Annotated in this window: 11 protein-coding genes and 2 rRNA genes; 8 read left to right on the top strand and 5 right to left on the bottom strand. The window is 66.9% G+C overall.

The window, feature by feature from the left end; genetic code table 11:
• From J2850_RS18925 to J2850_RS18915, 3 genes are all read left to right on the top strand, one after another.
• A 23S ribosomal RNA gene (locus J2850_RS18925) occupies positions 1–97 on the top strand; the annotation flags it as partial.
• 161 nt (positions 98–258) lie between these two features.
• Positions 259–374: ribosomal RNA gene (gene rrf, locus J2850_RS18920) — 5S ribosomal RNA — on the top strand.
• Positions 375–611: 237 nt separating this feature from the next.
• On the top strand, positions 612–1298 hold the full coding sequence (locus tag J2850_RS18915) for an HAD family hydrolase (protein WP_209984624.1): 687 nt from the start codon (positions 612–614) through the stop codon (positions 1296–1298).
• A 318-nt stretch (positions 1299–1616) separates the two neighbouring features.
• On the opposite strand, the gene J2850_RS18910 is transcribed toward J2850_RS18915, so the two are convergent.
• Together J2850_RS18910 and J2850_RS18905 are read right to left on the bottom strand one after the other, a co-directional pair.
• Positions 1617–2900, bottom strand: a complete 1284-nt coding sequence (locus J2850_RS18910) for an MFS transporter (RefSeq protein ID WP_209984622.1) — start codon at positions 2898–2900, stop codon at positions 1617–1619.
• A 204-nt stretch (positions 2901–3104) separates the two neighbouring features.
• A complete protein-coding gene (locus J2850_RS18905; protein WP_209984620.1) occupies positions 3105–3383 on the bottom strand; it encodes a hypothetical protein in 279 nt (92 codons plus the stop codon).
• Positions 3384–3830: 447 nt separating this feature from the next.
• On the opposite strand from J2850_RS18905, the gene nifJ reads away from it, so the two are divergent.
• The 4 genes from nifJ (at position 3831) to J2850_RS18885 (ending at position 10698) form a co-directional block, all read left to right on the top strand.
• A complete protein-coding gene (gene nifJ, locus J2850_RS18900) occupies positions 3831–7469 on the top strand; it encodes a pyruvate:ferredoxin (flavodoxin) oxidoreductase (protein ID WP_209984618.1) in 3639 nt (1212 codons plus the stop codon).
• A 179-nt stretch (positions 7470–7648) separates the two neighbouring features.
• Positions 7649–9166 (top strand): tagaturonate reductase, encoded by a 1518-nt coding sequence (locus tag J2850_RS18895; RefSeq protein WP_209984616.1) that lies wholly within the window; start codon positions 7649–7651, stop codon positions 9164–9166.
• Positions 9167–9223: 57 nt separating this feature from the next.
• Complete coding sequence (locus J2850_RS18890; RefSeq protein ID WP_246513207.1) at positions 9224–9535, top strand: hypothetical protein; 312 nt, start codon at positions 9224–9226, stop codon at positions 9533–9535.
• Positions 9536–9621: 86 nt separating this feature from the next.
• Entirely contained in the window at positions 9622–10698 is a 1077-nt protein-coding gene (locus tag J2850_RS18885; protein WP_209984614.1) for a LacI family DNA-binding transcriptional regulator, read from the top strand.
• An 80-nt stretch (positions 10699–10778) separates the two neighbouring features.
• Here the strand turns inward: J2850_RS18885 and pflA are convergent, their stop codons facing one another.
• Together pflA and pflB are read right to left on the bottom strand one after the other, a co-directional pair.
• The gene (gene pflA / locus J2850_RS18880) at positions 10779–11552 is read right to left on the bottom strand and encodes a pyruvate formate-lyase-activating protein (RefSeq protein WP_209984611.1); all 774 of its coding nucleotides are present in this window, start codon (positions 11550–11552) and stop codon (positions 10779–10781) included.
• A 141-nt stretch (positions 11553–11693) separates the two neighbouring features.
• Positions 11694–13979: a formate C-acetyltransferase gene (gene pflB, locus J2850_RS18875; RefSeq protein ID WP_209984609.1), complete on the bottom strand. Its 2286-nt coding sequence runs from the start codon at positions 13977–13979 to the stop codon at positions 11694–11696.
• A gap of 390 nt (positions 13980–14369) precedes the next feature.
• On the opposite strand from pflB, the gene J2850_RS18870 reads away from it, so the two are divergent.
• Positions 14370–15224: a MurR/RpiR family transcriptional regulator gene (locus J2850_RS18870; protein ID WP_209984607.1), complete on the top strand. Its 855-nt coding sequence runs from the start codon at positions 14370–14372 to the stop codon at positions 15222–15224.
• 62 nt (positions 15225–15286) lie between these two features.
• Here the strand turns inward: J2850_RS18870 and J2850_RS18865 are convergent, their stop codons facing one another.
• Positions 15287–16228, bottom strand: coding sequence for an agmatinase family protein (locus J2850_RS18865; RefSeq protein ID WP_246513205.1), 942 nt, complete (start codon positions 16226–16228; stop codon positions 15287–15289).
• Positions 16229–16239: the final 11 nt, after the last annotated feature.

Here is a 16239-nt window from a genome sequence, read left to right as displayed (position 1 = left end):
TGAGAGCCGTGACAGACCATCACGTCGATAGGAGGCATGTGGACCGGCGGCAACGCCTGAAGCTAAGCCTTACTAATCGCTCGATCGGCTTGATCCCTCACCCGATCAACATCGCGCCATGCGCAGCAGCAAGCCTGCACCCAGGAGCTGCTTGACGCACAACGCGCCGTCCGGTACAAACCCCTCCCTCACTTGCACTTGCGACAGCGTTCAGGACAAGCTGCCAAAAGCAGCCGCGTCGGTCTTGTGCCTCGGTGACCTGGTGGTCATGGCGAGGTGCCAAACACCCGATCCCATCCCGAACTCGGCCGTGAAAAGCCTCTGCGCCGATGGTACTGCATCTTAAGATGTGGGAGAGTAGGTCGCCGCCAGGTCACTCAGGCACAAGAGACGCAAATCCATACACGCTGCGCAATCATCTTCGATCAACGACGAACGCCCCGGCCCAAAATGGCCGGGGCGTTCGTCGTTCCGGCACGATTGCATGCCGGCGAAAAGCCCCTGTCGAGGTAGTGCTGAAGCGGACCCCTCCTTTCACCGATGAGCGCGGGTGGCTGTTCCACCATTGGTGTCGAATGGGCGGCTCGCCTCCCTGAGATGGATGACCGGCCATGTCCCGTACTCCCCATGTCACCAGCGCCTTTCTGTTCGATCTCGACGGGACGCTGACGGACACCGTGTATCATCACGTCCTGGCCTGGAAGGAGGCGCTCGATGCCGAAGGAATCGCGCTGTCCGTCTGGCGCATCCATCGCAAGATCGGCATGAGCGGCGGCCTGTTCACCAACATGCTTCTGCGCGAGACAGGGTTCGACATCGATCAGGATTTGAGTGACCGGCTCAGGAAGCGGCACGCCGAAGCTTACCGGCGCCTGTCCGCCGACGTCGTGCCGCTGCCCGGTGCGGCCGAACTGCTGCGGACGCTGAGCGATATGGACATCCCATGGGCGATCGCCACCAGCGGCCGGATGGAAACGGCGCGGCCGGCGCTGGAAAAGCTGGGCGTCGATCCCGCGAACGCACCGGTCATCACCCGCGACGAGGTGCGCTATGCCAAGCCCGACCCGGACCTGTTCCTGGCCGCGGCTTCGCGAATCGGCGTGGGGATCGACACTGCCTTCGTGGTCGGTGACAGCATCTGGGACATGATCGCTGCCCGCCGGGCACGGGCCTTGGGCATCGGCCTGCTGTCCGGCGGCTACGGCCGGGAGGAGCTGGAGCGTTCCGGCGCCCTGCGCGTGTATGATGATCCTGCCGATCTGCTGAAGCATCTCGACGAGGTCGGCGGTCGGCGTTGACCCTCCTCCTTCCGCGATGGGAGCCATATCGGCACGGCGCCGCACGGCAATGATAGGGTCGATGAGGGCAATCCGGAGCCGCAGCCCATATCGGGCACATAAAGAAAGAGCCGCAGGCGACTTGCGCCGGCGGCTCTGAAGTCCGAGAGGAACGTCCAACAAGTTGTGCCGTGATCTGACCACGGCGCATCCAGCGGTACAGGCGCTAATATACTAGTATTATTATTTGGCGGCAAGCTCCATCTGCGGCACACCAAAAAAGAAAACGCCCCCGGATGACCGGGGGCGTCTGCCTTGTGGATGAGGTGACCGTCGGGGTCAGTCGGCGCCGGCCGCGGCGTTCGGCATCGCGCCGGTGGCCTTGGAGCCGCGCTGTCCGAGGACCAGGGCGATGATGGCGAAGGCGGTCAGGTCGAAGACCGACAGGCAGGCGAACAGCGGCTCGTACCCGATGGTGGTGGCAAGCTGGCCGATCATCAGCGAGAAGATCATGCCGCCCAGATAGCCGGCCATGCCGCCGAAGCCGGTCGCGGTGCCGACATCCTGCTTCTCGAAGGTGTCGGTGACCAGGGCGTAGAGCAGGCTCGACAGCATCTGGTGGGCGAAGGCGCCAACCGAGAAGAGGAAGATCGCGGCGATGGGGCTGCTGACCAGGCCGATCAGCGCCGGGCCGATCATGCACACCGCACCCACGCCGACGCCGGCGATGCGGGAGTTGACCAGCGTCATCTTGAAGCGCTTGGCGAAGAAGGGCGACAGATAGCCGCTGAGGATGCAGCCGATGTCACCGGCCAGGAACGGCAGCCACGCGAACAGCGCGAACTGCTTGATGTCCATCCCGCGGGTGGAGACCATGTAGAGCGGGATCCAGAAGCTGAAGGTCTGCCAAGCCGGCTCGGTCAGGAAACGGGCAGCGGCGATGCTCCAGAACTTGCCCTTGCCCAGCACCCGCTTCATCGACGGCTTGGGCAGCTCGGTATGCTCGCGGCCTTCCAGGATGTAGCTGTGCTCTTCCTTGGTCAGGCGCGGATGGTTCTCGGGATTGCGGTACAGCGTGTACCACAGCAGCGACATGCCGACGCCAAGCAGGCCGGTGACGATGAAGGCTTCCTGCCAGCCATAGGTGAGCGACAGCCAGATGACGAAGGGCGGGGCGATCATGGCGCCGATCGAGCTGCCGGTGTTGAACCAGCCGGTGGCGATCGAACGTTCCCTGGCCGGGAACCAAAGGGTGGACGTCTTCACACCCGACGGCATGGCCGCCGCCTCGCTGACGCCGAGCAGGCCGCGGAAGAAAGCCATCGACTGCCAGCTTCCGGCGAGTGCATGCATGCCGGCGGCGGCACCCCAGACGAAGGCGAACATTGCATAGCCCAGCTTCAGGCCAACCAGGTCGGTGATGAAGCCGGCAACCGGTTGCATCAGGCTGTAGCAGAGCTGGAAAGCACTGACGATGAAGGAATACTGTTCGGTAGTGAAATGCAGTTGTTCCTTCAGCGTCGGCGCCAGAATGCCCAGCGTGTTGCGGTCGATGTAGTTGATCACCGTCCCAAGCATCATCAGGGCAAGGATCTGCCAGCGCAATCCACGGATCTTCTTCATGTTTTCCTCACTTGCCTGTCTGGGCAGGCACTGGTGCGCACGGACACCCCCATGGCAATTGCATGGCAGTTGTTCGTTGCTTCGCCAAGGTCGGCTCCCCCTCTTGCGGGGGTGGGTATCACGGTCAGAGTTATATTAATATATCAGTGTAAGGATCAAGCACTATTCCAGGGGCCGATTTTCGGCAGCCAAAATGTCGCAGCGCTACAATTCGAGGGTCTGGTTCTTCGCAGGCAGCAATGCTTGCTGCGCCGCAAAATAGCTCCGGTGATTTGCTGCGATGCAACAAACAACCCATGTTGTCCCGGCCGGCCTGAACGCCTTTTCCTTGGCTCTCGTCATGCCGAACCGATCGTTCCTATACAAAGCCACAGCATCCGCCGTCGATGAATGATCTGGATCAAGGGAGTAGTGGTTAAACGGGATCACAGCGGAGGAGTGCTGGAAGCTGGCGGCAGCGTGGCCACGGCTGTATTGGCTCACGGGAAAAATGCTGCGCTGCGACATAATGGGCGCTGGTCGCCCGCCTCTGATATATCAGATGATCGCACTGCGCAGCGCATTTCGCTGGGAACGGGTTGTCGGACTGACCCGAGTCAATGCGGCATCTGCCGTCGGGGAGCGAAGCTAGCGTGGTCGGCCATGCCCATACGGCCTGCAACTTCAGCGGGTGGTGTGGGGCGGCCGGATCGAGGTCCGCATGAGGATTGCCTGCCCGTGAGGGCCTCCCGCCGGTCCTGCCTCGATCAGCCACCGGGGCGGCCGTGGGAGGCCTGCGACGCCACAAACGAGGACATTCCCAGCATGACCGACAGCCACACTCCCTCTGCAACAGCTTCCGCAGCCCCAGTCCCCGGAACCGCGGTTGAGCCTCCCGCCGAAAGCCCGCCCGCCGAAGGCCCGCTTGCCGAACGTCCGCTTGCCGGAATCATGGACGGCAACGAGGCCGCCGCCTCGATCGCTTACAGGATGAGCGAGGTGATCGCGATCTATCCCATCACCCCGTCCTCTCCCATGGGGGAATTCGCCGACGAGTGGTCGGCGGTCGGCAAGCCGAACCTGTGGGGTGCCGTTCCCCAGGTGGTGGAAATGCAGTCGGAGGGAGGAGCGGCCGGCGCCGTCCATGGCGCCCTGCAGGCGGGAACGCTGGCGACGACATTCACGGCGTCGCAGGGCCTGCTGCTGATGATCCCCAACATGTACAAGATCGCCGGCGAATTGACGCCCTTCTGCATGCATGTGGCGGCCCGCACCCTGGCCACCCATGCGCTCTCGATCTTCGGCGACCACTCCGACGTCATGGCCTGCCGCCAGACCGGCTTCGCCATGCTCGCGTCGGCCAACGTGCAGGAGGCGCATGATCTGGCGCTCGTCGCGCATGCCGCGACCCTGCGGACCCGCGTGCCGTTCCTGCACTTCTTCGACGGCTTCCGCACCTCCCATGAATTCAACCGGGTCGAACCTCTGGCGGATGCGGACCTGCGCGCGCTGGTCGATGACGACGCCGTCATCGCCCATCGCCGCCGCGGCCTGTCGCCCGATCATCCCGTGGTGCGCGGAACGGCGCAGAATCCAGACGTCTTCTTCCAGGCTCGTGAAGCCGCCAATCCCTATTACGACGCCTGTCCGGCGATGGTGCAGGAGATGATGGACCGGCTGGCGGCGCGCACCGGTCGCGCCTACCGCCTGTTCGACTATGTCGGCCACCCTCGCGCCGAGCGCATCGTCATCGCCATGGGGTCGGGAACGGAAACCTGCTGCGGGGCGGTCGAGAGGCTGGTCGCCGCCGGCGAGCGGGTCGGTTGCCTGATCGTCCGGCTGTTCCGCCCCTTCTCCATCGCCGATTTCCTTGCCGCCCTGCCGCCGACGGTCCGGCGCATCGCCGTGCTCGACCGCTGCAAGGAGCCGGGCGCCGTCGCCGACCCGCTGTACCTTGACGTGGTGGCGGCGCTCGCCGAGGGACGGGCCACGGGCATGGCCGGCGGTGATGCCGCGACCAGGGCGATGGCCGGGCCGGCAATGGAGCCGCCGGTAGAGCCGCCATTCGAGCCGCCATTCGAGCCGCCATTCGAGCCGCCATTCGAGCCGCCATTCGAGCCGCCATTCGAGCCGATGGTCATCTCGGGGCGCTACGGCCTGTCGTCGAAGGAGTTCACGCCGGCCATGGCCAAGGCGGTGTTCGACGAGCTGAAGCGCGAGCGGCCGAAACGGCGCTTCACCATCGGCATCACCGACGACGTCACGCACCTGTCGCTGCCATGGGATGCCGGATGGGGCATCGAGGAGCCGGGTGTCACCCGGGCGGTGTTCTTCGGCCTCGGCGCCGACGGCACGGTCGGCGCCAACAAGAATTCCATCAAGATCATCCAGCGCCACAGCGGCGGCCATGCCCAGGCCTACTTCGTCTATGACAGCCGGAAGTCCGGCTCGACCACGGTGTCGCACCTGCGTGTCTCGGCCGCGCCGATCCGTGCGCCTTACCTGATCGGCCAAGCCCAGTTCGTCGCCTGCCACCACTTCCCGCTGATGGAGCGGGTCGAGGTGGTGGAGCTTGCCGCCCGCGGTGCCACCGTGCTGCTCAACGCCCCCGGCACTCCGCAGGAGGTGTGGACCGCCCTGCCGCACGAGGTGCAGGCGATCTGCATCGAGCGTGGGCTCTCGCTGTACGCCATCGACGCCGGCGCCGTGGCACGCCAGGTCGGGCTCGGGCGGCGCGTCAACACGATCATGCAGACCTGCTTCTTCGCGCTGTCGGGCGTGATGCCGGTCGACGATGCCATCGCCGCCACCAAGGCGGCGGCGCGCAAGACCTATGCCCGCCGCGGTGACGAGGTGGTCGCCCGCAACATCGCCGCCGTCGATCAGGCGCTCGCCCATCTGCAAGCGGTTCCGCTGCCCGACCGCACCGACGCTGACCATCACCGGCTGCCTCCCGTACCCGACGGGGCGCCCGACTTCGTCCGCCGGGTCACGGGGATGATGATCGCCGGCCACGGCGACCGGCTGCCGGTCTCCGCCTTCCCGGTCGACGGCACCTGGCCGACGGGGACCTCCAGATATGAGCGGCGCAACATCGCCGCCGAGGCGCCGGGCTGGAATGCCGACCTCTGCATCGCGTGCAACAAGTGCGTGCTGGTCTGTCCCCATGCCGCCATCCGCGCCACCGTGGTGCCGGAGACGGCGCTTGCCGGCGCTCCCGACGGCTTCGAGACCATCCCCTACAAGGGACGGGAGTTTCCGGGCGGCCGCTACCGGCTGCAGGCGTCTCCGGCCGACTGCACCGGCTGCAGCCTTTGCGCCGCGGCGTGTCCGGCCAAGGACAAGGCGGGGACCGGCCGGAGGGCGCTGGAGATGCGGCCGGTCGCGGCCCTTGCCGGCGAGCAGGAGGCGTTCGACTTCTTCCGCACCCTGCCGCCGGTCGGGCGCGATCAGGTTCCGGCCACCGTCAAGCACAGCCAATTGCTGGAGCCGCTGTTCGAGTTCTCCGGAGCCTGCGCCGGCTGCGGCGAGACGCCCTACATCAAGATGCTCACCCAGCTTTTCGGCGACCGCATGGTGATGGCGAACGCCACCGGCTGTTCGTCGATCTACGGCGGCAACCTGCCGACCACCCCCTACACCACGGACCTTGCCGGGCGCGGACCCGCCTGGGCGAATTCCCTGTTCGAGGACAATGCCGAGTTCGGCCTCGGCCTGCGGGTTGCCATCGACCAGATGGAGGGGCAGGCGCGCGACCTGGTGGCGCTGCTGTCCGCACATCTTGAACCCGGCTTGGTGGCCGGGCTGCTGGAGGAGGCGCAGGCCGATGCGGCCGGCATCGCCGCCCAGCGTGGCCGGGTTGCCGCCCTGCGCGCGCAGCTTGCGGCGGTGAAGGACCCGCAGGCCCGGCGGCTGGAGGATCTGGCCGACTATCTGGTGCGCAAGAGCGTCTGGATCGTCGGTGGCGACGGCTGGGCCTATGATATCGGTTATGGCGGCCTCGACCATGTGCTGGCCTCCGGGCGCGACGTCAACGTCCTGGTGATGGATACCGAGGTCTATTCCAACACCGGCGGCCAGCAGTCCAAGGCGACACCGCTCGGCGCCTCGGCCAAGTTCGCCACCGCCGGCCGCTCGGCGGCCAAGAAGGACCTCGGGCTGATCGCCATGGCCTACGACCACGTCTATGTCGCCCGCACCGCCTTCGGCGCCCGCGACTCCCATACGCTGAACGCCCTGGTCGAAGCCGAGAGCTACCGGGGGCCGTCGCTGGTCCTGGCCTACAGCCATTGCGTCGCCCACGGGTACGACCTGTCGCAGGGGCTGGAGCACCAGAAGCTGGCGGTCGACAGCGGCCATTGGTCGCTCTATCGGCGCGACCCGCGCCGCGCCGCCGCCGGGCTGCCGCCCCTGGAACTCGACAGCAACGCGCCGGCCTCCGGGCTGGCGGCCTTCATGGCCGGCGAAAGCCGCTTCAGCGCGGTCGAGCGCAGCGATCCCCAGCGCTACCATGCCCTGCTGGAGGAGGCGGAGCTCGAACTGCGGCGGAAGCGCCGCCTGTTCGAGTACATGGCGGGCTTCAAGAGCTGACGGACCGGCCGCCTTTCTTCCCTTCTCCCGTCTTGGGGAGGGGAAGAAAGGCGGCCGAAGCCTTGCGGGGCACGCCTTTTCCCTTGCCTCCGAGATTAATATATTAGTATATTTAAGCACCGTACCGCGCCCGGTTGCGGCGCCGGTTCCCGCCTTCGCTCCTTCGAGGATGCCCAGCCATGCACTCCCTGACCCGTGACCTGCTTGCCGGCGGCGCGCTCGACGTCGCCCATACCGATGGCGCCCCGTCGCTGCCCGTCACCATCCTCCAGGTGGGCGACGGCAACTTCCTGCGCGGCTTCGTCGACTGGATGGTCGATGTGGCCAACGGCCAGGGGCTGACCCGGGCCGGGGTGGCGATCGCCCAGCCGCTGGACCAGGGGGTGGCCAAGCTGCTGGCGGCGCAGGACAACCTCTACACCGTGCTGCTGCGCGGGATCGAGAACGGGCAGGAGGTCGAATCCCGCCGTGTGGTCAGTTGCGTGTCCGAGGCGCTCAATCCCTACGCCGACTGGCTGCGGATGATGGAGCTGGCCTCGTCGCCGTCGCTGCGCTTCTTCGTCTCCAACACCACCGAGGCCGGCATCGCCGACCGCGAGGAACCCTACAGCCCCGGCCGCTGCCAGGACAGCTTCCCGGCCAAGGTCGCGGCCCTGCTCCATGCCCGCTACAAGGCGCTGGGCGGCACCGCCGACAGCGGGCTGGTTTTCCTGCCCTGCGAGTTGATCGAGGCCAACGGCAGCAACCTGAAGCGGATCGTCCTGGCGCATGCCGCGCGCTGGGGCCTCGAAGCCGGCTTCGCCGACTGGGTGGAGACGCACAACCATTTCCTGAACACGCTGGTCGACCGCATCGTCCCCGGCTACCCGAAGGACGAGGCGGCGGAGCTCTTCGCCAAGTGGGGCTATGAGGACAAGCTCGCCGTCGCCGCGGAGCCTTTCCACGTCTGGGTCATCGAGGGACCGGAGCATCTGGCGGAGGAGCTGCCGCTGCACAAGGCCGGCCTCAACGTGGTGTGGACGGACCAGCTCCAGCCCTACCGCACCCGCAAGGTCCGCATCCTGAACGGTGCCCACACCGCCAGCGCGCTGGCCGCCTATTGCGCCGGGCTCGACACCGTCAAGTCGATGATGGACGACCCGACGGTGTCGGCCTACCTGAACCGCGTGATGTTCGAGGAGATCGTCCCCTACGTGCCGCTGCCGGAGGCGGAGCGCCAGGACTATGCCCGCACCATCATGGAGCGTTTCGGCAACCCCTACATCCGCCACGAGCTGATCTCGATCACCTTGAACTCGGTGTCGAAATGGCAGGTGCGCGTGCTGCCCAGCCTGAAGGACGCGGTTGCCCGCAACGGCTCGGCGCCGGCCGGCCTATCCTTCTCGCTGGCGGCGCTGCTGCGCTTCTACCGCGGCACCACGGTCGACGGCGCCTATGTCGGCCGGCGCGAGGCCGGGTCCTACCCGATCAGCGACAACGCCGAGGTGATCGCCGCCATGTCCGCCGCATGGGCGGCTCATGGGACAGCCGGGACCATCGACGCCAGGGCGCTGACCCAAGCGGTCCTGTCGGACACGCGCCTGTGGAAGGAGGATCTGACCGCGATCCCCGGCCTGGCGGCACGCGTTGCCGACAGCCTCGCCGCGATCGGGGCCAAGGGCATGAAGGCCGCCATGGCGGAACTGGTCGCCGGTTGATCCGGCTGTTGTGACCCCTGGGGCAGGGCGCGCCCACACGGGCGCGCCCTGCAAGGCATGACGGAAATGACCCCTCTTCTGGCCAAGCGGATCGCCGATCTGGAGCTCGATGCCGCGGTGCTGCGCCACCGCTTCCTGAACGTCCCGCTGGCGTTGCAGGACGACTGCGGTCTGTGGAAAAGCCACACGGTGATCGGCAGGGAGGCGCTCAGCCTGTTCCGGGCCGTCCGGCAGGAAAACCGCAGATCCGGTGACGATGCCGAATGCGATTGGGCGCTGGGACGGATTGAAGCTGCCTACCAGCTCGTCCACGATGCTATCCAGTCCCTGTCCGCCTTTGCCCTCACCGATCAGCCGACCCGTCATTGACGGCACCGGGCCAGGGCCAGGGCCAGGGCCAAGGGCGAGGGCGTTTTAGCTTTGGTTGTGGTTTTGGTTTTACAAGGAGAACGACGATGCAGACGATCGAGTCCAGGAAGCGGACACGCCGCGGCACCCAGCGGGTGACGATGACCGACGTGGCCGCCGCCGCGGACGTGTCGCCCAGCACCGTCTCGCTCTATCTGCGCCGTCCGGAGGCGGTGTCGCGCCACCTCGCCGAACGGATCGCCCGTGTCATCGACGAGATGGGCTATGTGCCCAACCTGGTGGCAGGCAGCCTGGCGGCGGCGCGCAGCCGCACCGTCGGCGTCATCCTGCCTTCGATCCTCAACTCCTTCTTCGCCGAGACCTACAACACCCTCCAGGGCATGTTCCAGGCGGCGCATTACCAGACGCTGCTGGGCGTCAGCGAATTCAGCCCGGAGGAGGAGGAAAGCCTGATCCGCGCCTTCCTCGCCTGGTCTCCCGCCGCCATGGTGGTGACCGGCTTCCATCACACCGAGCGGACGCGGGCCATGCTGGCCTCCTGCGGCGTGCCGGTGGTGGAAATGTGGGACATGCCCGGCCACGGCCCGGGTGGGGAGAGCGAGGCGGTCGGCATCAGCGTCGGCTTCTCGCACTTCGAGGTCGGCCGCATGCAGACCAGCCACCTCTACGACCAGGGCAGCCGCAAGGTCGCCTACATCGGTGCCGCCGCCCACCAGGACCTGCGGGTGCGCAGCCGCACCGACGGCTATGAGGCGGAGGTGAGGCGCCGCGGTCTGCACGAGCCGATCGACTTCACCGTTCCCGACGCCGCCACCACCGAGGTCGGCCGCTGGCTGATCGACGAGATCCTGACCCGCCATTCCGACATCGACGGCGTTGTCTGCTCCAACGACGCGCTGGCGCTGGGCGTGCTGTTCGAGGTGACCCGCCGAGACCTGCGCGTTCCGGACGATCTGGCGGTGGTCGGTTTCGGCGATCTGCCCTTCAGCAGCTCATGCCCGCCGCCGCTGACCACCGTCCGCCCGCCGCAGCGCGAAATCGGCCGCCTCAGCGCCTCGCAGATCCTGGCGGCGCTGGATGGCGTGCGGGTGCCGCCGCGTCATCACAACCTCGATTGCGAACTGGTGATCCGCGGCAGCACGCGGCCGGCGGCCGAATCATGAGGCTGTGCCCATCACGCCGGAATTGAAGGTCGGCCGGTGACGTTCCTGGCGCCCTTTACGGCGCCCGGCCCGCCCGGCCGTCAGTCGGCCCGCAGGCCCTGCGCCTGGAACTGCGCGCGCACGCGCTCCACCAGGTCGCGCGAGGGCGGCTCGGTGGCCGACAGCATGTAGCGGCGTCCGAGCGCCTTCCACTTGTGCTCGCCCATCTTGTGGAAGGGCAGCACGTCGACGCGGTCGACCACGCCCAACCCGGCGACGAATTCGGCCAGCCCATCGATTTCGGCAGCGTCGTCGGTCAGGCCGGGGACCAGCACGTAGCGCAGCCAGATGCGCTTGTTCAGTCCGGCCAGCCGTTCCGCGAACTCCAGGGTCGGGCGCAGCGGCACGCCGGTCAGATGCCGATAGGTCTTTTCCGTATAGGCCTTGATGTCGAGCAGGACGAGGTCGACGTCCTCCAGCAGGTGGTCGTCGGCATGGTTTCCGAGGAAGCCGGAGGTGTCCAGCGCCGTGTGGAGGCCCATGGATTTCGCCCCGCGCAGGATGGCGGAGGTGAATTCCGGCTGCACCAGCGGTTCGCCACCGCTCAGCGTCAGGCCGCCATGCGCCCGTTTCAGGAATTCGGCATAGAGTGCGATGTCTTCGAGGACTTCCGTCGAGGTCGTCCGCGTCCCGTCATGCATGTGCTGGGTGTCGGGATTGTGGCAGTAGAGGCAGCGCAGCGGGCAGCCCGACATGAACAGCACATAGCGGATTCCCGGCCCGTCGACGGTGCCGCCGGTCTCGACCGAATGGATCCAGCCGGAAACCGGTCCCAGCGTCTTCGGCGGGCGGGGAGGGGGGTAGGCGTTGGTCATCACAAGGCGTCCGTTTGAAAGAGCCGTCGTCCACGGCTGCCGTCCACATGGGACCGCGTGCCCGTTCCGTCACCCCCACCCGAAGGGGCGGAGGTGACGGAGCGGTGTCCTGAGCCGTTGGACGACGCGTCCAGACGGCCTTCAGTGCTTGTCGTGGAAGGTGCGGCTGATGACGTCGAGCTGCTGCTCGCGCGTCAGCTTGATGAAGTTCACCGCGTAGCCGGACACCCGGATGGTGAGCTGCGGGTACAGCTCCGGATGGTCCATGGCGTGCAGCAGCGTCTCGCGGTCGAAGACGTTGACGTTGATGTGGTGCCCGCCCTGGCCGGCATAGCCGTCCAGCATGCCGACCAGATTGGTCACGCGCTCGTCCTCGGTCCGGCCGAGAGCGCCGGGGACGATGGTGAAGGTGTAGCTGATGCCGTCCTGCGCATGGGCGTAGGGCAGCTTGGCGACACTGGCCATCGACGCGATCGCGCCCTTCTTGTCGCGCCCGTGCATCGGGTTGGCGCCCGGTGCGAAGGGCTGGCCGGCCTTGCGGCCGTCCGGCGTGTTGCCGGTCTTCTTGCCGTAGACCACGTTGGAGGTGATCGTCAGCACCGACTGGGTCTGCATGGCGTTGCGGTACGGCTTCTGCTTGCGCAGCGCCGTCATGAAGCGTTCGACCGCCCAGATGGCGATGTCGTCCACCCGCGCGTCGTTGTTGCCGAAGGCCGGGTAGTCGCCTTCCACCACGAAGTCGGTGGCGAGGCCCCGCCCGTCGCGCACCACCTTGACGGTCGTGTGCTTGATCGCCGACAGGCTGTCGGCCACCACGCTGAGGCCGGCGATGCCGCAGGCCATGGTGCGCAGGATGTCGCGGTCGTGCAGCGCCATCTCCAGCCGCTCGTACATGTACTTGTCGTGCATGTAGTGGATGGCGTTCAGCGCGTTCATGTAGACCTTGGCCAGCCACTCCATCATCGGCTCGAAGCGGGCCATGACCTCGTCATAGTCCAGCACGTCGCCGGTGATGGGCGCGTAGGCCGGGCCGACCTGCTCGCCCGAGACCTCGTCCTTGCCGCCGTTGATTGCATAGAGCAGCGTCTTGGCGAGGTTGGCGCGTGCGCCGAAGAACTGCATCTGCTTGCCGATGCGCATCGCCGACACGCAGCAGGCGATGCCGTAATCGTCGCCCCAATAGCCGCGCATCAGGTCGTCGTTCTCGTACTGGACCGAGCAGGTCTTGATCGAGGTATCGGCGCAGAAGCGCTTGAAGCCCTCCGGCAACTGCTCCGACCACAGGACCGTCAGGTTCGGTTCCGGCGCCGGGCCCAGGTTGTGCAGGGTCTGCAGCATGCGGAAGTTGGTCTTGCTGACCAGCGTGCGGCCGTCCAGCCCCATGCCGCCCAGGCATTCGGTGACCCAGGTCGGGTCGCCCGAGAAGAGCTGGTCGTATTCCGGCGTGCGCAGGAAGCGGACCAGACGCAGCTTCATGACGAAGTGGTCGATCATCTCCTGGGCCTCGGCCTCGGTGATGACGCCGTCGCGCAGGTCGCGGTCGATGTAGATGTCGAGGAAGCTGGACACCCGTCCCAGCGACATCGCGGCACCGTTGGCTTCCTTGACCGCCGCCAGATAGGCCAGATAGGTCCACTGCACGGCCTCGCGCGCCGTCGCCGCCGGCCGCTTGACGTCGAAGCCGTAGGCGGCGGCCATGGTGACCAGTTCCTTCAGCGCCTTGATCTGCTCGGAGATCTCCTCGCGCAGGCGCAGGACCTCCTCGTCGATCCGGCTGACCTCCAGCGAGGTGAGCTGGGCCTTCTTGTCCTTGATCAGGAAATCGGCACCGTACAGCGCCAGCCGGCGATAGTCGCCGATGATGCGGCCGCGGCCGTAGGCGTCGGGCAGGCCGGTGATGACGCCGGACTTGCGGCAGCGCAGCATCTCGGGCGTGTACACGTCGAACACGCCGTCATTGTGCGTCTTGCGCAGGCCGGGGAACACCTCCTCCAGCTTGGGCGACGGGGTGAAGCCGTAGGCTTCCAGGCCGGTCTTGACCATGCGCCAGCCGCCGAACGGCATGATGGCGCGCTTCAGCGGCTTGTCGGTCTGCAGGCCGACGATGACCTCCAGGTCGCGATCGATGTAGCCGGCGCCGTGCGAGGTGATGGAGGCGAAGACCTCCGTGTCGGCGTCCAGGACGCCACCCTTGGCGGCGCGTTCCTGCTTCAGCAGGTCGGTGACCTTGGCGAACAGCGCGGTGGTGCGGTCGGTGGGACCGGCCACGAAGCCGGCATCGCCTTCATAGGGGGTCAGGTTGCGCTGGATGAAATCGCGGACGTCGACCGAGCGGCGCCAGACGCCCGGAGCGAAACCGCGCCAGGGGTCGGCGGCGGACTGTTGCTCCGTGGCCTGGGCAAGTCCGTCCATCAGCAGGGTGTCCATGATGTCTCCTCTGGGAATAGACGTCGGCGCGGTCGGGGGCCGTGTCGGCGGTCATGTGCGGCCCGCGGTCTCGCGAAGCCATTGAAGGATAGGCGCCTCGGCGCCGGAATTCGTTGATACACATCAGACTTGAGGGCGGTTCGCGATCGGCCCGATGCTGTTTTCCGGTGCCGTCTTCGATCCGCTCTGTAGTTTTACTACATAACCCCACGCGGCCCGCCGGGCAAGGCGATCCCGCCCGACATATTGTCGCAGGCGACGCCCCAGGAGGTTGGAAATCCTCGCAAAGACGGCCGGCTGGCCATGATGGAATCGGTCGTTCGCAGCGCTCTATATGTAGCTTAACTACATGTGCTAGGCTTATGCACAATCAGAAGGGAGACAGCCCCCATGCTGGCGAGAATTGCGGCGGTCCGCGATCGAATCCGGCCCTCGGAACGCAAGCTGGCCGACTATGCGATGGCCCATCCCGGCGACGTCATCAACCTGTCGATGGCGGAGCTGGCGGATCGGACGGGGGTCAGCGAGCCGACGGTCGCACGCTTCTGCTCGGCCCTGGGCTGCCGCGGCTTCCGCGAGTTCAAGATCAAGCTGGCGCAGGATATCGCCGGCGGCATGCCCTTCCTGCACCAGGACCTGTCATCGGTCGCGGGGGAGGAGGAGGGGGTGACGGGGGCGGTCCTCGCCGGCAAGCTGTTCGACCGCACCATCGCCACGCTCATGCAGGTGCGCAATACCCTGCCGGCGGAGGCGGTCGACCGCGCCGCCGACCTGCTGGCTGCGGCGCGGCGGATCGAGTTCTACGGTTCCGGCAATTCGGGCACGGTGGCCGAGGACATCCAGCGGAAATTCTTCAGGCTGGGCATGCCGACCGTGGCCTATAGCGACGCGCACGTCTATTTCGCTTCGGCGCTGACGCTGGGAAAGGGCGACGCCGTGGTGGCGGTGTCGAGCACCGGCCGTACCCGTGACATCCTGGACGCCGTCCGCAACGCCCGCAAGGCCGGCGCCGACGTGGTCGCCCTGACCCGATCGGGATCGCCGCTGGCGGAGATGGCGACGGTGAGCCTGGTGGCGGACATCGCCGACGACTTCGACATCCATTCCCCCATGACCGTGCGCATCGCCCATCTGGTGCTTGGCGACGTGCTGTCCATCGCGGTGGCCCTGCGGATGGGCGACACCCTGCAGGAGCGTCTCCGGCGGCATGAGCGCGCCGTCGACGCCCATGATTCCGAACGGTAGCGGCCGGGCGAGCTATCGGTCGGTGCGATATCGCCCGGTGCGATGCCGTCCGGTCCTATTTCTCAGGGCGGCGGCAGGCGGGCGGCCCGTCCGGCGAGGAAGTTCATCACCAGATGGGCGGCGGACTGGGCGGTGATCCCGCTGCCGTCCAGCGGTGGGCTGACCTCGACGATGTCCAGGCTGGCCTGCGGTGCCCGGCGGGCGATCTCGAAGAGCGCGTCGGCAACGTCCCACAGCATCAGGCCGGCGGCGTTCGGCACGCTGGTGCCGGGGGCAAAGCCGGCCGACAGGCAATCGATGTCGATGGAGACATGGACCGCGCCGGTCGGTTCCACCGCATGGCGGATCGCGGCGTCCACGGTGGCCTGCAATCCCGTCCGGCGGATGTCCCACGGCGTGCGGACCATGATGCCCGCGGCTTCGGCGCCGTCCATGTAGTCGCGCGAATAGATCGGGGCGTCGATCCCGAGCTGGACGGTGTGGCGGTGATCAAACACCTCCGCGACCGTGTGCATCCAGTGCCCGGAATGCTCCTTCCCCGGCACCGGAATGCGGGAATCGAAATGGGCGTCGAAGACGATCAGGCCAAGCGTCCGCCGGGAATGCCGCCGCAGCAGCCCCCGGAGGATGGGATCGGTGATCGAATGGTCGCCGCCCAGGAAAACCGGCGTATCCTCGCCCGGCAGGCCGGCGACGGTGTCCGCTATGTGGCGATAGGTGGCGTGGATGTCGTTCGAGACATCGATCTCGCCACCGCGGCACAGGCGCAGCCTGCCGAGATCGGTCCGCTTGTCCGTGCAGTACAGGCTGAACCCATCGAGCGCGTTCAAGATCGCCGCCGGGCCGAAGCGGGTTCCCGGACGGTGGCTGACCGCATGATCGAACGGTATCCCGAGGAACAGGATGCGTGGGCCGGGAATGGATACGGACGCGTCCATTCCCGGATGTTCCCAGGCACCGGAAATCCAGCGGACGGCTGCATCCTGGACGACGCGTGCGCTCATCTCCACCCTCA

This window comes from Azospirillum picis, assembly GCF_017876115.1.
Classification (GTDB): Bacteria; Pseudomonadota; Alphaproteobacteria; order Azospirillales; family Azospirillaceae; genus Azospirillum; species Azospirillum picis.
The sequence above is the reverse complement of the archived record's forward strand: the minus strand, read 5'-3'. Positions and strand labels throughout refer to the sequence as shown.

Bases quoted from the DNA above. Each gene is read 5' to 3' on its own strand.
- J2850_RS18915 (WP_209984624.1), top strand. From the start codon at position 612: ATGTCCCGTACTCCCCATGTCACCAGCGCCTTTCTGTTCGATCTCGAC.
- J2850_RS18910 (WP_209984622.1), bottom strand. From the start codon at position 2,900: ATGAAGAAGATCCGTGGATTGCGCTGGCAGATCCTTGCCCTGATGATG.
- nifJ (WP_209984618.1), top strand. From the start codon at position 3,831: ATGGACGGCAACGAGGCCGCCGCCTCGATCGCTTACAGGATGAGCGAG.
- J2850_RS18895 (WP_209984616.1), top strand. From the start codon at position 7,649: ATGCACTCCCTGACCCGTGACCTGCTTGCCGGCGGCGCGCTCGACGTC.
- J2850_RS18890 (WP_246513207.1), top strand. From the start codon at position 9,224: ATGACGGAAATGACCCCTCTTCTGGCCAAGCGGATCGCCGATCTGGAG.
- J2850_RS18885 (WP_209984614.1), top strand. From the start codon at position 9,622: ATGCAGACGATCGAGTCCAGGAAGCGGACACGCCGCGGCACCCAGCGG.
- pflA (WP_209984611.1), bottom strand. From the start codon at position 11,552: ATGACCAACGCCTACCCCCCTCCCCGCCCGCCGAAGACGCTGGGACCG.
- pflB (WP_209984609.1), bottom strand. From the start codon at position 13,979: ATGGACACCCTGCTGATGGACGGACTTGCCCAGGCCACGGAGCAACAG.
- J2850_RS18870 (WP_209984607.1), top strand. From the start codon at position 14,370: ATGCTGGCGAGAATTGCGGCGGTCCGCGATCGAATCCGGCCCTCGGAA.
- J2850_RS18865 (WP_246513205.1), bottom strand. From the start codon at position 16,228: ATGAGCGCACGCGTCGTCCAGGATGCAGCCGTCCGCTGGATTTCCGGT.